Annotated in this window: 14 protein-coding genes; 9 read left to right on the forward strand and 5 right to left on the reverse strand. The window is 68.7% G+C overall.

Annotation, left to right across the window (positions count from 1 at the left end; translation table 11 throughout):
• The first annotated feature begins 47 nt into the window (after positions 1-47).
• Genes HWX58_RS00695 through HWX58_RS00715 form a run of 5 tightly spaced genes read left to right on the forward strand, consistent with a single transcriptional unit; the run spans position 48 to position 8,219 of the window.
• Positions 48-1,496, forward strand: coding sequence for a DUF3375 domain-containing protein (locus tag HWX58_RS00695; RefSeq protein ID WP_175985035.1), 1,449 nt, complete (start codon positions 48-50; stop codon positions 1,494-1,496).
• Positions 1,450-2,184, forward strand: coding sequence for a DUF4194 domain-containing protein (locus HWX58_RS00700; RefSeq protein ID WP_250646021.1), 735 nt, complete (start codon positions 1,450-1,452; stop codon positions 2,182-2,184). The genes HWX58_RS00695 and HWX58_RS00700 overlap by 47 nt, the downstream gene beginning before the upstream one ends.
• On the forward strand, positions 2,171-5,494 hold the full coding sequence (locus tag HWX58_RS00705) for an ATP-binding protein (protein WP_175985036.1): 3,324 nt from the start codon (positions 2,171-2,173) through the stop codon (positions 5,492-5,494). The genes HWX58_RS00700 and HWX58_RS00705 overlap by 14 nt, the downstream gene beginning before the upstream one ends.
• Complete coding sequence (locus HWX58_RS00710; protein ID WP_175985037.1) at positions 5,494-6,648, forward strand: Wadjet anti-phage system protein JetD domain-containing protein; 1,155 nt, start codon at positions 5,494-5,496, stop codon at positions 6,646-6,648. The genes HWX58_RS00705 and HWX58_RS00710 overlap by 1 nt, the downstream gene beginning before the upstream one ends.
• A 59-nt stretch (positions 6,649-6,707) precedes the next feature.
• The gene (locus HWX58_RS00715) at positions 6,708-8,219 is read left to right on the forward strand and encodes an HNH endonuclease signature motif containing protein (protein WP_175985038.1); all 1,512 of its coding nucleotides are present in this window, start codon (positions 6,708-6,710) and stop codon (positions 8,217-8,219) included.
• A 1-nt stretch (position 8,220) separates the two neighbouring features.
• On the opposite strand, the gene HWX58_RS00720 is transcribed toward HWX58_RS00715, so the two are convergent.
• Genes HWX58_RS00720 through HWX58_RS00735 form a run of 4 tightly spaced genes read right to left on the reverse strand, consistent with a single transcriptional unit; the run spans position 8,221 to position 10,131 of the window.
• Positions 8,221-8,439 (reverse strand): hypothetical protein, encoded by a 219-nt coding sequence (locus HWX58_RS00720; RefSeq protein ID WP_175985039.1) that lies wholly within the window; start codon positions 8,437-8,439, stop codon positions 8,221-8,223.
• Positions 8,439-8,699: a helix-turn-helix domain-containing protein gene (locus tag HWX58_RS00725; protein WP_175985040.1), complete on the reverse strand. Its 261-nt coding sequence runs from the start codon at positions 8,697-8,699 to the stop codon at positions 8,439-8,441. Before HWX58_RS00725 ends, HWX58_RS00720 begins: the two co-directional genes overlap by 1 nt.
• Positions 8,696-9,370, reverse strand: a complete 675-nt coding sequence (locus HWX58_RS00730; RefSeq protein ID WP_175985041.1) for a hypothetical protein — start codon at positions 9,368-9,370, stop codon at positions 8,696-8,698. Before HWX58_RS00730 ends, HWX58_RS00725 begins: the two co-directional genes overlap by 4 nt.
• Positions 9,370-10,131 (reverse strand): hypothetical protein, encoded by a 762-nt coding sequence (locus tag HWX58_RS00735; protein WP_175985042.1) that lies wholly within the window; start codon positions 10,129-10,131, stop codon positions 9,370-9,372. Before HWX58_RS00735 ends, HWX58_RS00730 begins: the two co-directional genes overlap by 1 nt.
• A 173-nt stretch (positions 10,132-10,304) precedes the next feature.
• Here HWX58_RS00735 and HWX58_RS00740 point away from each other — a divergent pair, with 173 nt between their 5' ends.
• The 4 genes from HWX58_RS00740 to HWX58_RS00755 all read left to right on the forward strand — a co-directional run bounded on the left by HWX58_RS00740 (position 10,305) and on the right by HWX58_RS00755 (position 14,790).
• Positions 10,305-12,839 carry an ATP-dependent Clp protease ATP-binding subunit gene (locus HWX58_RS00740; protein ID WP_175985043.1) on the forward strand — a complete coding sequence of 845 codons (2,535 nt, stop codon included), beginning with the start codon at positions 10,305-10,307 and terminating at the stop codon, positions 12,837-12,839.
• Positions 12,840-13,042: 203 nt separating this feature from the next.
• Positions 13,043-13,540, forward strand: a complete 498-nt coding sequence (locus HWX58_RS00745) for an amino-acid N-acetyltransferase (protein ID WP_175985044.1) — start codon at positions 13,043-13,045, stop codon at positions 13,538-13,540.
• Positions 13,541-13,553: 13 nt separating this feature from the next.
• Positions 13,554-14,201 carry an RAD23 family protein gene (locus HWX58_RS00750; protein ID WP_250646022.1) on the forward strand — a complete coding sequence of 216 codons (648 nt, stop codon included), beginning with the start codon at positions 13,554-13,556 and terminating at the stop codon, positions 14,199-14,201.
• 187 nt (positions 14,202-14,388) lie between these two features.
• Positions 14,389-14,790 carry an SseB family protein gene (locus tag HWX58_RS00755; protein WP_175985045.1) on the forward strand — a complete coding sequence of 134 codons (402 nt, stop codon included), beginning with the start codon at positions 14,389-14,391 and terminating at the stop codon, positions 14,788-14,790.
• A gap of 1 nt (position 14,791) precedes the next feature.
• Here the strand turns inward: HWX58_RS00755 and radA are convergent, their stop codons facing one another.
• Positions 14,792-16,171 carry a DNA repair protein RadA gene (gene radA / locus HWX58_RS00760; protein ID WP_175985046.1) on the reverse strand — a complete coding sequence of 460 codons (1,380 nt, stop codon included), beginning with the start codon at positions 16,169-16,171 and terminating at the stop codon, positions 14,792-14,794.
• Between the last annotated feature and the right edge of the window lie 24 nt (positions 16,172-16,195).

Genomic DNA, 16,195 nt, shown 5'->3' on the forward strand with positions numbered 1-16,195 from the left:
TGTCCGTGGCATCCGTCAAGATAGTCGTATCCGACCCCGGGAGAATCATGACGGCACTCGTGCGGGCGCACGCGCTCTCGCGCCTGCTCGACGAGCACGTCGCGTGGCGCATGCTGCGAGCGGACATGGCGCCCGTCATCGTCGCCATCCTCAGCGACCACCTCGGCGGCGAGGAGCGGCGCATCGAGAGCGAGGACCTCTACGAGCGCATCGACGCAGACCTCGACGAGCTGCGCGCTCACGGATTCGATCTGCCCGGCACGGCGAAGGCGTACTGCGCGCAGTGGCGGGCATCCGGTTACCTCGTGCGGCGCCCGGCGGAGACCAGCCGGGGCGAGACTTTCGAGCTGTCGCCGGCTGCGCTGACGGCGACGCGCTTCCTCGCCCAGCTCGCGCAGCCGCGGCAGTCGGCCACGGAGTCGCGGTTGACGAGCATCGCGGCGCAACTGCATCGGCTCGCGGTCGACTCCGATCCGGACGCCCGCACGCGCATCGCCCGACTCGAAGAGCAGCGTGCTCAGATCGACGCCGAGATCGAGGCGATAGGTCGCGGTGAGGCGCCTCCCCTCGATCAGGAGCGCGCTGTCGAACGGGTGCGCGACGTGCTCGCGATGGCGGAGGACATCCCGAGTGATTTCGCCCGTGTGCGCGCCGAGTTCGAAGGACTCAACCGTGACCTGCGCGCCCGGGTGCTCGAGTCGGATGCCGCGCAGCGCGCCGTGCTTGACGACATCTTCCGCGGCGTGAACATGATCGACGAGTCCGACGCCGGGCGCAGCTTCAGTGGTTTCGCAGGGCTGGTGCTCGACCCGGAGCGCGGCGAGGAGTTTGAGGAAGACATCCGCCGCGTGCTCGAGCGCGACTTCACGAACGCGCTGAGCGCGGCCGAACGCCGCTTCCTGCGCCGACTGCTGCGAACGCTGAAAGAGCGCAGCGGCGAGATCCACGACGTCATCACCACTTTCGCCCGAGGCCTGCGCCGTTACGTCCAGTCGCAGGAGTACGAGCGCGACCGCGTGCTGCGTCGCGAGCTGCGCGGCGCGCTCGCGACCGGTCGCGCGGCGAGCGGCCGGATCAAGCCCTACAAGCCGACCCGGGTCGGCCTGTCGCTGTCGGCCGTGCCGATGCACAGCGCCGGGTCGCTCCGGCTGCACGACCCCGCCGCGTATGACGCTCCTGAGGAGGTCGTCACACACGAGGCCGCAGCCGTGAGTATCGAGGAACTCCGCGCGCTGGCCCGCGAGACCGAGATCGACTTCGACGAGCTCACCGGCAACATCAATGCGGCACTGCAGGACGTCGATGAGATCTCGATCGCCGAGGTGCTCGCGCGCTTTCCGGCCACACAGGGCGTGGCCAGCGTCGTCGGTCTGCTGGCGCTCGGCGCGGCCCAGGGGGCGGCGAGCGCATCCGAACACGTCGAGTGGGTGGGGTCGGATGCCGTAGCACGTGCTGCATGGATACCCAGTTATCGCTTCACCGGGAGGGTGCTGTGACCGAGAAGGACGGGATGCCGGAGACGGCGACGCCCGAAGAGCGACCAGGTCGGAACCAGGGGCGTGGCCCGGAGACACCGGGACCCTGAGCATCGACGCGCGGCGCGCACTGCTCAAGCTGATCCAGGGGCCGTATCTCTCGGCCGCGCGAGCGCCCGGCCCGTGGTCGGCGCTGCTCGCCGACGAATCGCGCATCCGCTCGCGGCTGCACGACCTCTTCCTCGATCTCGTCCTCGATCGGGATGCCGGCTTCGCCTTCGTGCGCAACGCGGCGACAGGGGAGCAGGAGGCCCCCGTCGCCGTCCGCTCCGAGCAGCTCACCTTCATCGACACGGCGATGCTGCTCGTGCTTCGTCAGATGCTGCTCAGCGGCGAACAGGACGGACGGGTCATCGTCGGGCGAGACGACGTCTTCGAGCAGCTCGCACCGTTCCGTACCGCTGATCGCGATGAGACCGACTTCGCGAAGCGGCTCAACGCCTCGTGGCTGAAGATGCGCAACAAGCTGCGGGTGGTCCACGCGCTCTCGGACGAGCGCGTCGAGATCTCCCCGGTGCTGCGGATGCTGGTCGACGCCGACCAGGTGCGCACCATCGCCGCCGAGTACGAGCGCATCCGCGCGGGCGAGAGCGCCCCATCCGCGCAGTCAGGAGCCGATGACGAGGAGGCGGACGATGACGTTGCTTGATCTGGGCCTCGAGCAGGCGGATGCCGATGAGCAGAGTCCTGGCCAGTGGCGCCTCGCGCGCATCGAGGTGGTCAACTGGGGCACGTTCGACGGCGCCCACCGCATCGACGTGTCCCGCAAGGGGCACCTGATCACCGGAGCATCCGGATCGGGCAAGTCATCGCTGCTCGACGCGATCGCGGCCGTCCTCACGCCCGAGCGGTGGTTGCGCTTCAACGCGGCTGCGCAGGACGCGTCGTCGCGCGCCGACGACCGCGGCCTCGTCAGCTACGTGCGCGGTGCCTGGACGAAAGAGGCCGACGAACTCGAGGATCGCGCCGTCAGCGCCTATCTCCGCCCGCGTGCGACGTGGAGCGGCATCCTGCTGCGCTTCGAGAACCAGGGCGATGCGCCGGTGACCCTCGTTCGACTGTTCCATCTGCCGGGCTCGTCCACCGCCCGTGCCGAGCTCAAGGACGCGTTCGTCCTGCTGCGCAGCGAGGTCGTCCTCACCGACCTCGCCCCGTTCGTCGCGAAGGGCATCGAAGCGCGCAGGCTCAAGGCTGCGTTCCCCGACGGCGTCGTCTCGACGGGCAGCCACGGCGGCTTCTTCACGCGGATGCGACGCCTGTTCGGCATCGGCAGCGACAACGCCCTGCACCTGCTGCACAAGACGCAGTCGGCGAAGAACCTCGGCAACCTCGACACGCTGTTCCGCGCCTTCATGCTCGATCGCCCCGGCACCTTCGATCAGGCCCGCACTGCCACCGAGCAGTTCCGCGAGCTCAACGCCGCGCACGTGCACGTGGTCGAACTGCGCCGTCAGGCCGAGCATCTCGAACGCGTCGAGGAGGCGATGGTCGAGTACGAGCGCCAAGCGCAGGCCGTGACCGAGCTGCAGCATCTCATCGAGGTGCAGGAGCCGTTCCAGGACCGTATGCATCTGAAGCTGGCCCAGGCTCAGCGCGAAGAGCAGACGGCGCAGCTCGCGAGGGCCGCCGAGCGTGCGGCTGCGGCCGGCGCCGCACGCGGCGAGGCCGAAAGCATCCTCAACGAGGCGCGGATGCGGGAGGCCCGGCTCGGCGGAGGGGATGCCGGCCTCATGCGCCGCAGCATCGATGATGCGCGCCGCGAAGCCGACCGCATCCGCGACCATGCCGAGCGATTCGCCTCCGAGCTGCGTGCCGCCGGCATCGAGCACGCACCGACGGATGCCGCCGAGTTCGCCGCTCTGCAGGAATCCGCGCGCGCCGACCTCGCCGTGGCTCCCGAGGCCGACGACAGCCACGCCGTGCACGAGCGGCATGCCGACGCGCGCCGTCGGGTGGCCGAGCTCGACGAGCAGCTGACGGCGCTGAGGAATCGCCGCAGCAACATCGAGCCGCGACTGATCGCCGTGCGCGAGTGGCTGGCGGGCGAGCTGCGCGTCAGCGAGAAGAGCCTTCCGTTCGGTGGCGAGCTGATCGACGTGCTCCCCGAATTCGCGGAGTGGACGGGTGCGATCGAGCGCGTGCTGCGTCCTCTCGCATCGGCTCTGCTGGTGCCGGACGGCGACCTCGTCCGCGTCCGGCGGCTCATCGAGAAGCGCTCGCTCGGGACGCGGCTGGTGATCGAGGCGGTGCCGAGGGAGGCCGCCGCGCCTCGACCGTCCACGGCTCGCGACTCGTTGCTGCACCGCATCCGTGTCTCCGACGGCCCGTTCCAGACGTGGATGCAGTCGCGGCTCTCCGAATCCTTCGACCTCTCCTGCGTCGCCGGACCCGACGATCTCGACGACGTCGAACGCGGCGTGACCATCGGCGGCCAGATCAAGACATCCTCGCGCCGGTACGAGAAGAACGACCGGGTGGCGATCGACAACAGGGAGCACTGGGTCCTCGGATCCGACAACCAGGCGAAGATCGATCACCTCCTCGATCGCCGCGCCGATGCGCAGCGCGAGCTCGACCGTGCGCGTGCCGTTCGCGATGAGCACGTGGCCGTCGGGCAGGCCGCACTGACCAGGCGCCTTCTGCTGCAGCGGGTGATCGAGCGCGCCTGGACCGAGTTCGATGCCACGGCCGCAGATCAGACGATCGCCGACCGCGAGGCGGAGCTCGCGCGGCTCACGGCGAAGAGCCACGATCTCGCGGACGCTTCGCATGCCGTCGCAGATGCCGAGGAGCACAAGCGCGTCGCCGATCGGGAGGCGGATGCGGCGAATGCCGCGCGGGCGCTCGCCGAGAGCGCTCTGAACGCCTCGGACGATCTGATCCAGCACCTCGCCGGGCGGCTCGACGGCGTCACCGTGTCGGATGACGATTCCGCCCTGCTCGAAGCCCGCTACCGCTCGGTCCAGCGGCGCATCGACACCGCGAACATCGCGGAGATCGGCGCGAAGGTGGTCAAGGTCCTGAACGCCGCGGCGCAGGAGGCCGACGAGGCGCGCTCGCGCTCGATGGCCTCGTTCGCCCGGCTGACCGTGGACTTCCAGCGCACGTGGCCGACGGCGGCGCCGAACCTCACGCCGGAGATCGAGGACCGCGCCGGCTACCGCGCACTGCTCGACGGCATCCGCACCCGGGGTCTGCCGACGCACGAGGAGAACTTCCGCCGACTGCTGCGGGAGAAGTCGCGAGACTTGATCGGGCATCTGCTCAGCGAGATCCGGGATGCGCCGAAGCAGATCGAGGAGCGCATCGATCCGGTGAACGCGTCGCTGGGCCGGTCGCTGTTCGACGCCGACCGCTACCTGCGGATCCGGGTGAGGACCAAGCGCTCGCCCGAGGCCGCCGAGTTCATGACCGAGCTGAAGGGGATCGTCGACGGCTCGTGGGACCAGAACGACCTGCGCGCTGACGAGCGGTTCGCCGCGCTCAAGCGCATCATGGACCGGCTCGAGTCGGCCGAGAACGGTGAACGCGCGGACTATGTGTGGCGCCAGCGCTGCCTCGACACCCGCGAGCACGTGACATTCCAGGCGCAGGAGGTCGATCGCGCCGGGCGGGTGCTCAGCGTGCACGATTCGAGCGCCGGCCTCTCAGGAGGGCAGAGGCAGAAGCTCGTGATCTTCTGTCTCGCCGCAGCGCTGCGATACCAGCTCACGGACGACGACCAGGACATCCCCACCTATGGCACGATCGTGCTCGATGAGGCGTTCGACAAGGCCGACAGCCAGTACACCCGTATGGCGATGGACGTGTTCCACGAGTTCGGGTTCCACATGATCCTCGCCACCCCGCAGAAGCTGCTGCAGACGATCGAGAGCTACGTCGGAGCGGTCACCTCGGTCTCGAACCCGACACGCAGGCAGTCGCTGCTGTCGAACGTGCCGTTCGAACAGGTGAACTGATGCCGGTCACGGTCGCGGAAGCTCGAGCCCGAGCGGCCAAAGCGGTTGAGAAGGGGCGGCGGGAGTGGGCGGCGCGTGCGGACGGCGATGATGCGGTGCTCGACATTCCATTGAAACCGCCGACGGAGGCCGCTGTGCTCGCCGGTCCGCGCGCGGCGAGCGAATGGGCCGACTCCTGGCGTGCCGTGGACGGAGGCGACATTCTGGTGCGCTGGGCGCACAAGAACTGGCCCAGCGTCGGCAGGCAAGAGCTTCCGGAGCGGCTGACGCTGTATACGGCGGACGCGATCGCGCGGTTCGCCGGACGCGACGTGAACCGGGACTGGGCGCGGATGCGCGACCGCGCCGCGATGCTCCGCGAGAGATTCGGCGCTCACGATGAGATCGTCGCGGCGATCCGGGCGCGCGGCACCGCCATCGATCGTCTGACGGGCGTCGACTTCGCGCTTCTGCTCGAGGTGCTGGCCTGGCTGCGCCAGCATCCATCCTCCGGCTATCGCCTCAGGCAGGTGCCGATACCCGGGATGCACACCAAATGGCTCGGTGCCCACCGGGCGATGGTCGAGTCGCTGTATGCGGCTATCAGCGGCGAACAGGATCTCGGTCTTGTGCCGTCGCCGGAGAGGCTGCGGATCAGAATTCTCGACCCCGGGATGCGGCCCGGAGGTCTCATCGACGTCACCGCGCCTCTCGAGGAACTCGCCGCGCTGGCGATCCAGCCCCGTGCGATCATCGTCTGCGAGAACCTCGAATCGGTGCTGGCTCTGCCCGAGTGGCCGGGCGTCGTCGCCGTCCACGGCGGCGGGTACGCGGTTCCGATCCACCGACTGCCCTGGGCGCTGTCGGCGCGGGTACTGTACTGGGGCGACTTGGATGCCGACGGGTTCGCGATCCTGCATCGGTTGCGTTCGAACGGCGTGGATGCGGTAAGCGTGCTCATGGATGAGGGCACGCTTCTCGCGCACCGAGAGCTGTGGGTACCCGACCCGAACGGTGCCGCGGCGCGCACGCTGCCGTCGCTCAGCCCGTCGGAGCAGACGGCCCTCGAGAGGATCGCTGCGGAGAGCGGCGTTCGTCTCGAACAGGAGCGCCTTCCTTGGCCGATGGCGCTGGAAGCGTTGCGCGCGGCGGTGGGGCGGTCGCTGGGGAACTGAGTTCTCCACAGGCATAGGAATCTTTGTTCGAATGTCTGTGGCCTCCGAGAGTACGAGATATGGCAACGTTCACCGATGTCGCGGCGTTGATCCCCACCCTGTGCGGTGGCGGCGTCGTAGTCGATGATGCTGCCGCTGCGCAGGGTGTGCTGATGCTGATGCCGGATGCCGATGTGGTCGCGATTCTGCGTGAGGCGGCGTCAGTGGCGAAGCAGCTGGAGCAGATCCAGGTCGCGGCATCCGGTGTGATCGCGGTGCGGTCCTCGCGGGAGCGGGGCCATTCCGGGTTGTCGCAGTCGCGTGGGCATCGGTCGGCGGCGTCGCTGATTCAGGATGTGACGGGGTCGACGAAGGCGGATGCGAATCGGAAGGTGCGGGTGGGTGAAGCGCTGCTCGACAACGAGCTCGAGGAACAGTTACCCATCGGGGAGGGCGTGCCGGAGTCTCGGCCAGCACCCCGCGCCTGGCATCAGCCGCTGCGCGACGCACTCCGCGATGGTCGGGTGACGTCGGCGCAGTTCGATGCGATCAAACGCGGGCTCGGAGACCCGCCCCTGATCGATGCGAACTCGGGCGATGAATCGAGTGACGGTCTGGATGCTGCGGCGCGGGCGGATGCGCAGGATGCTGCGCGTGCGGCGTGGTCGCAGGCGGCGGAGCAGTTGGTCGGTGAGGTGTCGGAGCGGACAGTGGAGGAGTTGTGGCAGGCGGCGCGGACGGTGCGTGACCTGCTCGACCCGGAGGGTGCGGAGGCGCGGTATCTGGCGCGGTTCGACGACCGGTCGTTCCGCACCTATCGCGGGCAGGACGGGCAGAAGCGCGCGAGCATGGTGTTCGAAGACGACGGGGACCTGTTCGTCGAGACGATGATGGCGGCAGCGCTGCGTCCACGTCGGGGCGGACCGCGGTTCGTCGACCCGGACGAGAAAGCGCAGGCCGCGTCGCTGGCGGATGATCCGCGCACGACGGACCAGCTCGCGTACGACCTGCTCATGGACGTGATCCGGGCCGGCGCCCTGGCCGACGCGGAGTCCGTGTTCGGCGCACGCCAGCCGGGTGTGCGTCTCGTGCAGGTCATCGACGCCGACGGTGCACCGGCCACGGTCGCGCACAGCGAGGACGGACTGGTCTCCATTCCCGGAGCCGCCGTCGCGCAGCACATCTGCGACAGCGGGACCGTGCCCGTCGCGGTCGATTCGTGCGGAAATCCACTCGATGTCGGCCGCGAGCATCGTCTGTTCACGCCGAAGCAGCGCATCGCGCTCGCGATCCGTGACGGCGGATGCCGGTGGCGGGGCTGCGACCGGCCCTCCTCGTACTGCGAAGCGCATCACATCGACGAATGGCACCGAGATCAGGGGCGCACGGACATCGACCGCGGGATCCTGCTGTGCCGATATCATCACATGACTCTGCATCACGGCGGGTGGTGGATCACCCGCGACGGCACAGGCGACTTCGTCCTCCATCACCCCTCGGGTGAGACGTTCCCCATGCGACCACGCGCCGCGCTGAGCTACGCGTGGGGCGGGATCGACCCACCCCCGAAACGCTTCCGACCCGCCGCCTGAGTCAGCGCTGGTTGCGGGGATGCTGCCGCGCCGCGCGCTCGTTGCCGCGCTTGTAGTTGCCGGTCCAGCGAGCCATCGCACCCTGCGGATCCGCCTCGGCATCCGCCAGGAACTCCGCGGCACGCGCACCGCGCAACACCGTCGCCTTGCGCCCGTGGTGAGTGATGAGGATGCTCCCGTCGCCGCGCTCCTCGAAAGCGAACCCGCCCGGCGTGCCCATCAGATGCCACCTCCGGTGGTGTGCCCCGCCGGCGCCAGCACGAGAAGCTCGCCCACTTCGCACTGCAACGCGTCGCAGATCGCTCGCAGCGTCGAGTACCGGATCGCCCGAGCCCGATCGTTCTTCAGCACCGACAGATTCACGATCGAGACGCCCACCCGCGCGCTCAGTTCCGTGAGTGTCATGCCCCGCTCGGCGAGCAGCTCATCGAGCCGGCAGTGGATGCCGGTCTCCTCCTCGTCCGAAGCCGCCGGGGTCATACCAGCCCCTCCGTGTCCTTCTGCAGCCGTGCGCCGTCGGCGACCATCATCCCGACGATCGCGATGATCACACCGAGGAGCAGCAGCGTCACATCGACGCGATCGAGCACCCACAGCACATCCCACTGCGGCAGCACGATCAGCTCCGGACCGTCAGCAGTCAGCGTGCCATCGGCGTCGGCCGACACTTCGTACCCGAGCGCACGGACTGCCGCGTCCACGGCCCAGGCGTGCAGCTGCGGGGCGATCGCGCCCGCGAGCATGGTCAGCACGCCGACTGAGCCGAGACCCCATGCCAGCATCCGCACGAACGGCCTGCCGCGCAGCATCCGCACCGCGAGCATCACTGCCAACGCGCCACCGGCGATGATCACCAGGACGCCCAGCCCCTCCGCAGTCGCCTGCAGCACGCGCGGCAGCAGCAACGGCTGGTCGCTGACGATGACGACCTCGCTGTAGTCGACACGGTCGGCCTCGCTCAGCGCTCCGGTAGAGCTGATCGACGGCTCCCGCCCGGTGAGCAAATCGCTGCGTCCGGTCCAGTAGCTCGTGAAGAAGCCGGTGATCCTCGGGATGCTGCTGATCGCCGAACCGATCAGCAGCATCCCGCCGAGTACCAGCGCGACGATCAGTGCGCCGCTGCGCCCCGGCCGAGAAGCTGTCGTGTTCATCAGACGAGCCCTTCCGTCTCGCGCTGCAGATGCGCGCCGTGACGCAGGACCGCCCCGAGAGCAGCGAATGCGAGGCCTGCTGCGATCGGCCAGAACGGGAAGTTCACGACGAAAGCCTCCTGCGGCCACCAGGCGGCGAGCACGTCCTCCACGCCGGCCACCTCCTCATAGCCTCCGCTGGAATACGAGAGCAGCTCTGCCGACGCCATGCTCCCGGCGATGTCCGAGAGCACCTGAGCGGCGACGCCACCTGCGCTGATGATGACCGCGATCACCATCGATGCCTGCGTCAGGACCGGAGCGAAGGCGCGCCCGCGGATCAACTGGAAGCAGGCGAGAGCGACCATGCTGGCGATCGCACCCGGCAGGATCCACCACAGCGCCTGGCCGATCGCCCAGCAGATGCGCGCCCCGAAGCTCAGACCGTTCACGACCACATCGGCGGACACGAACCCACCGCCCTCGCGCGTCGCCGTCGTCCCCTCCACGAACGCGCCGTCGGGTAGCGTCGGCCAGTACGTCTGCGTCGGGACGGTGATCGGCACCGCCGTCTGAACCAGCGTCGTGATCGTCGTGACGATCGCGCCGACCAGTGCGATTCCCGCCCACAGCACCGCGACGGCAAGAGTCACGCGAACGAGCGAGTGGGCGTCATCCGGCGCCATGCGCCGGCGCGCACTCGGACGGAGGAACACGACGATCACCGCGACGCACAGCGCGACGACGAGCGCAGCAGCGGCGACCCACAAGAGCATGCCCATCAGAAGCCTCCATATCGATATTCGTTGTTATCGATGTTCGTTAACATAACGACTCTCGATAACTCCGTCAAGGGCCGGGTATGCCGACGGCGAACACGGCCTTGTGCACCTCGCCTGGTCGTTACTCTCGTAAACAAGCACTCCCGGACCGGAGAGTGCCCAAAGGAGTTGACATGTTCGAGAGATTCACGGACCGAGCCCGTCGTGTGGTCGTCCTCGCCCAGGAAGAGGCGAAGATGCTCAACCACAACTACATCGGCACGGAGCACATCCTGCTCGGCCTCATCCACGAGGGTGAGGGCGTCGCAGCCAAGGCCCTCGAGAGTCTCGGCATCTCCCTCGACGCCGTGCGCGAGCAGGTGCAGGACATCATCGGCCAGGGTCAGCAGCAGCCCACCGGCCACATCCCCTTCACGCCGCGTGCGAAGAAGGTGCTCGAGCTGAGCCTGCGCGAAGCGCTCCAGCTCGGTCACAACTACATCGGCACCGAGCACATCCTCCTCGGCCTCATCCGCGAGGGTGAGGGCGTGGCCGCTCAGGTGCTCGTCAAGCTCGGCGCCGACCTGAACAAGGTCCGCCAGCAGGTCATCCAGCTGCTCTCCGGCGCACCGGGACGCGAGCCCGCCGCCGTCGGCGCGCAGGCGCACGAGAACGCGCAGAGCGGAGCCCAGGGCGGATCCGCCGTCCTCGACCAGTTCGGCCGCAACCTCACCCAGGCCGCGCGCGACAACAAGCTCGACCCCGTCATCGGGCGCGAGAAGGAGGCCGAGCGGGTCATGCAGATCCTCTCGCGCCGCTCCAAGAACAACCCCGTCCTGATCGGCGAGCCCGGCGTCGGCAAGACCGCCGTCGTCGAGGGCCTCGCGCAGGCCATCGTCAAGGGCGATGTGCCCGAGACGCTCAAGGACAAGCAGCTCTACTCGCTCGACCTCGGATCGCTCATCGCCGGATCCCGCTACCGCGGTGACTTCGAGGAGCGCCTGAAGAAGGTCACCAAGGAGATCCGCACCCGCGGCGACATCATCGTCTTCATCGACGAGATCCACACCCTCGTCGGTGCGGGTGCAGCAGAGGGTGCGATCGACGCCGCCAGCATCCTCAAGCCGCTCCTCGCGCGCGGCGAGCTGCAGACGATCGGCGCCACCACGCTCGACGAGTACCGCAAGCACTTCGAGAAGGATGCCGCGCTCGAGCGCCGCTTCCAGCCGGTGCAGGTGAACGAGCCGAGCCTGCCGCACGCGATCAACATCCTCAAGGGACTGCGGGACCGCTACGAGGCGCACCACAAGGTCCAGATCACCGACGGCGCACTTGTCGCCGCGGCGAACCTCGCCGACCGATACGTCTCCGACCGCTTCCTGCCCGACAAGGCCATCGACCTGATCGATGAGGCCGGCGCCCGCCTGCGCCTGAGCATCCTCTCCAGCCCGCCCGAGCTGCGCGAGTTCGACGACAAGATCGCCGCCGTCCGCGAGCAGAAAGAAGCAGCCTCCGAGGAGCAGGACTTCGAGAAGGCCGCAGCCCTCCGCGACGAGGAGAAGAGCCTCCTCGCCGAGCGCCTGCGCCTCGAGAAGCAGTGGCGAAGCGGCGACGTCGCCACCCAGGCGGTCGTCGACGAGGGTCTGATCGCCGAGGTGCTCGCCCAGGCGACCGGCATCCCGGTGTTCAAGCTCACCGAGGAGGAGTCCAGCCGCCTCGTCTTCATGGAGAAGGCGCTGCACCAGCGCGTCGTCGGCCAGGAGGAGGCCATCGCGGCCCTCTCCCGAACGATCCGCCGCCAGCGCGCCGGCCTCAAGGACCCGAAGCGCCCCTCGGGCTCGTTCATCTTCGCCGGCCCCACCGGCGTCGGAAAGACCGAGCTCGCCAAGGCGCTCGCGGAGTTCCTCTTCGATGACGAGGCAGCGCTCATCTCGCTCGACATGAGCGAGTTCGGCGAGAAGCACACCGTCTCGCGCCTGTTCGGAGCCCCTCCCGGATTCGTCGGATTCGAAGAAGGCGGCCAGCTGACCGAGAAGGTCCGCCGCAAGCCGTTCTCGGTCGTGCTGTTCGACGAGATCGAGAAGGCCCACCCCGACATCTTCAACTCGCTCCTGCAGATCCTCGAAGAGGGTCGCCTGACCGATGGCCAGGGCCGGATCGTCGATTTCAAGAACACTGTGATCATCATGACGACGAACCTCGGCTCGTCCGCGATCGCCGGTGGTCCTGTCGGATTCCAGATCGAGGGCAACGCGCAGACCAGCTACGAGCGGATGAAGGGCAAGGTCGACGAAGAGCTCAAGCGCCACTTCAAGCCCGAGTTCCTCAACCGCGTCGACGACGTCATCGTCTTCCCGCAGCTGTCGAAGGACGAGCTCGTGCAGATCGTCGATCTGTTCGTCAAGCGCCTCGGCGAGCGTCTGCTCGACCGCGACATGACGGTCGAGCTGACGCAGGCTGCCAAGGAGCGGCTCATCGACATCGGCTTCGACCCGGCGCTGGGCGCCCGCCCGCTGCGTCGTGCGATGCAGCGCGAGATCGAGGACCTGCTGTCGGAGAAGATCCTGCACGGCGAGCTGAACCCCGGCGACCACGTGAAGGTGGATGCCGCCGACGGCAAGTTCCTGTTCGAGACCGGCCCGCGCGGCGAGAAGGTCGCGGTCGGCGTCGACACCTCGGGCGGCGCGATCACTGCGACCCCCGATCTGGCGGCGGCCTCGGGCGACTGACGACAGCTCACTGAGCGACGGAGGGGCGGATGCTTCGGCATCCGCCCCTCTCGCGTGTCCGGACCGTGTGCACAACTTCGGACCCGAGGGGCGACACGCCGCGGGTCCGTTCCCTCCGGCGGCGTGTCACACACGGCATCCGAAGCTGTGCTCCCTCGACGCGGCGCTCGGGGTCTTGCCGCGGCGAGTTCTAGGCTTGAGGGGTGAGCTACACCGTCCGATCCGCGCGCAGCGCCGACATCCTCGGCATCCACCAGTTGCTGGCGCCCCTGGTCGAGCGGCGCATCCTGCTGGGCAAGGACCTGGCCGTGCTGTACGGCGCGGTGCAGGAGTTCGTCGTCGCCGAGCAGGACGGGCAGCTGATCGGATGCGGCGCCCTGCACGTCATGTGGGAGGACCTCGGCGAGATCCGAACACTTATCGTGCGCGACGACAGGCTGCGTCACGGCGTCGGTCGTGCGATCGTGGAGGCTCTCGAGGAGCGCGCCCACGAGCTCGGGCTCACCCGGCTGTTCTGCCTCACCTTCGAGGTCGACTTCTTCACCCGTCGCGGGTTCTCGCCGATCGGGGAGCAGGTCGTCGACCCCGACGTCTACTCGCAACTGCTGCGCAGCCCGGATGAAGGCGTCGCGGAGTTCCTCGACCTCGCCCACGTGAAGCCGAACACCCTCGGCAACACCCGGATGCTGAAGAACCTGTGACGGTGCGGACCTGATGACACCCAGCAGAGCGGTCTATCGGCGCCGGCGCCTCGCCTTCTTCACGATCCTCATCCTCGTCGTCGCGGCCATCGCGGCCGGAGCATGGCTGCTCATCGCCCAGCCGTGGGCGGGCGCGGACACGCAGGCAGCCCCGACCGACTCGCCGTCCGCCAGCCCGAGCGCGACCGGATCCGAGACTCCGGCACCAGACGGGTCGGAGTCGCCGGAGCCCGAGCCGACGGCATCCGGACCCGCGCCGTGCCGCGCCGCCGACGTCGTCGTCGAAGCGGTCACGGATGCCGAGGGCTATCAGGCCGGCACGAATCCGAAGCTGTCGATCTCACTGAAGAACGCCAGCTCCTCGGACTGCACGATCGACGTCGGGTCGGCGACCCAGGCGTTCACGATCTCCAGCGGAGACGACATCTGGTGGCGATCCACGGATTGCCAGGAGAATCCCAGCAGCATGGTCGTGACGCTCGCAGCGGGCCAGGAAGTGACCAGCGCGGAGCCCATCACGTGGGACCGCACACGCTCCGATACCTCAACGTGCGAGCAGGAGAACCGGCCGCGAGCACCCGGCGGCGGCGCCTCGTATCACGTCGCCGTATCGATCGGCGGATTCGACGCCACGACGACGCGGCAGATCTTCCTTTACTAGCTGGTGCTCATTCTTTGGGATACCATGGAATAGCTCTCGGTACATACCGGTGTCAGCCATCCCCAGTGGCGTCGTATTCAGCGTCCCCAGCGCTTCGACATTTCGCCGGTCGAGAGCCCGCGGGCCCTTCCGAGTCATCCAATCCCCAATAGATTGCTCGGGAGGGCCCCTCTTTTATGCTGGAGGCATGGCGTCCAAGAAGTCCCCCAAGCCCCGCCCCGAGGAGTTCCGCTCCGAGGCCCTCGCCGCGGCGCTCGAGAAGCAGGATGTCGCCGCCGTCGCGCTGGCCCTGCGTCACGGCAACACGGTCGTACCGCTGCTGCGCGCGGGTGCGCGCGACAACCCTCTCGACGGGGGCGAGGTGTGGACCTTCCGCGACCCGAACACCGGAGAGGTCGCGCTGCTGCTGTTCAGCGACGCCAAGAACAAGCCCGCCAACCTGCCGCCCGACATCGGCATCTACTCGCCGGCATGGCTCGAGAAGTTCCTCACCACGCACCGCGAGACGATCACGACCGTCTTCCTCGACATCGCGGGCCCGCATCCCATGCAGGCCTCGCCGGATGAGCTGCTGAAGGCGCTGGCGTAGTTCAGAACGGGGGAACCGCGTCCTCGTGGCGACGCGGAGCAGTGGGCGCTGACCGGCGGCTGCGCACGCGCACGGCATCGAGCGCATCGGCCAGCTTCTCGGATCGTTCGTCGACGACCTGCGTGTAGCCGAGCCTTGCCGCCTCGTTGCGTCGCTGGCCGGCCTGCGTCACCGGACGGATCTCACCGGCGAGCGACAACTCGCCGACCGCCGCGACGGTGCGCGGCACCGAAACCCCGGTGATGGCGCCCGCTACAGCGATCGCGATCGCCAGGTCGGCCGCCGGTTCCGTGAACCGCACACCCCCGACCGTCGACACGTACACATCCAGTTTCGAGGTCGGGATGCCGCCCCGCTTCTCGAGAATCGCCAGCACCATCGCGACCCGCGCGGCATCCAGTCCCGACACCACCCGGCGCGGGTTCGGGGCGGCCGTGTCGACCGTCAGCGCCTGCACCTCGACGGGCAGGGCGCGACGCCCCTCCATCGCGATCGCGACGCAGGTGCCGGGTTCGGTCGAGCCGTGCCCCAGGAACAGCCCGGACGGATCGGGCACCTCAGCGATGCCGTCGCCGGTCATCTCGAAGCATCCGACCTCGTCGGTCGGCCCGAACCGGTTCTTCAGCGCGCGGATGAACCGCAGCGCGGTCTGCCGGTCGCCCTCGAAGTGACACACGACATCGACGAGGTGCTCGAGGATGCGGGGTCCGGCGACCTGCCCGTCCTTCGTGACGTGCCCGACGAGGATGACCGGCAGGTGCCGCTCCTTCGCCACGCGGATCAGCGTCGCGGCGACCTCGCGCACCTGACTGGGCTGGCCGGCGGCGCCGTCGGACAGCGAGGATGCCACGGTCTGCACCGAGTCGACGATCACGAGCTCGGGCTTCACCTCGTCGATGTGCCCCAGGATCGTCGCGAGGTCGGTCTCGCTCGCGAGATACAGCTCGTCGTGCAGGGCACCGGTGCGCTCGGCGCGCAACCGTACCTGCGCCTGCGACTCCTCGGCGCTCGCGTACAGCACGCGCCGCCCGCCGCGAGCGGCCTGAGCGGCCACCTCGAGCAGCAGCGTCGACTTGCCCACGCCCGGCTCGCCGCTGAGCAGGATTGCCGCACCAGGCACGATGCCGCCGCCGAGAACACGATCGAACTCGCCCACGCCGCTCGATCGTCGAGGCGTGTCGGCGGTCGTGATCTGAGTGATCGGCCGGGCTGCGCGCGCCGACCCGGGGGCGACGGCGCTCACCCGCGGCACACCGGCGGTGGACACTTCTTCGACCGTTCCCCACTGCTGACACTCGCCGCAGCGCCCGACCCACTTCGACGTCGTCCACCCGCATTCGGAGCATTTGAAGGGGGCGGGAGCGGGACGACGGGTTGCCATGCGACAAGGCTATCGATGGCATCC

This window comes from Microbacterium tenebrionis (assembly GCF_903645325.1).
In the GTDB taxonomy this organism is placed as follows: Bacteria; Actinomycetota; Actinomycetes; order Actinomycetales; family Microbacteriaceae; genus Microbacterium; species Microbacterium tenebrionis.

Coding starts and splice junctions, on each gene's coding strand:
- HWX58_RS00720 (WP_175985039.1), bottom strand. CDS start 8,439: ATGGGCACGCCGGGCGGGTTCGCTTTCGAGGAGCGCGGCGACGGGAGC.
- HWX58_RS00705 (WP_175985036.1), top strand. CDS start 2,171: ATGACGTTGCTTGATCTGGGCCTCGAGCAGGCGGATGCCGATGAGCAG.
- HWX58_RS00695 (WP_175985035.1), top strand. CDS start 48: ATGACGGCACTCGTGCGGGCGCACGCGCTCTCGCGCCTGCTCGACGAG.
- HWX58_RS00710 (WP_175985037.1), top strand. CDS start 5,494: ATGCCGGTCACGGTCGCGGAAGCTCGAGCCCGAGCGGCCAAAGCGGTT.
- HWX58_RS00715 (WP_175985038.1), top strand. CDS start 6,708: ATGGCAACGTTCACCGATGTCGCGGCGTTGATCCCCACCCTGTGCGGT.
- HWX58_RS00750 (WP_250646022.1), top strand. CDS start 13,554: ATGACACCCAGCAGAGCGGTCTATCGGCGCCGGCGCCTCGCCTTCTTC.
- HWX58_RS00755 (WP_175985045.1), top strand. CDS start 14,389: ATGGCGTCCAAGAAGTCCCCCAAGCCCCGCCCCGAGGAGTTCCGCTCC.
- HWX58_RS00730 (WP_175985041.1), bottom strand. CDS start 9,370: ATGAACACGACAGCTTCTCGGCCGGGGCGCAGCGGCGCACTGATCGTC.
- radA (WP_175985046.1), bottom strand. CDS start 16,171: ATGGCAACCCGTCGTCCCGCTCCCGCCCCCTTCAAATGCTCCGAATGC.
- HWX58_RS00725 (WP_175985040.1), bottom strand. CDS start 8,699: ATGACCCCGGCGGCTTCGGACGAGGAGGAGACCGGCATCCACTGCCGG.
- HWX58_RS00735 (WP_175985042.1), bottom strand. CDS start 10,131: ATGGGCATGCTCTTGTGGGTCGCCGCTGCTGCGCTCGTCGTCGCGCTG.
- HWX58_RS00740 (WP_175985043.1), top strand. CDS start 10,305: ATGTTCGAGAGATTCACGGACCGAGCCCGTCGTGTGGTCGTCCTCGCC.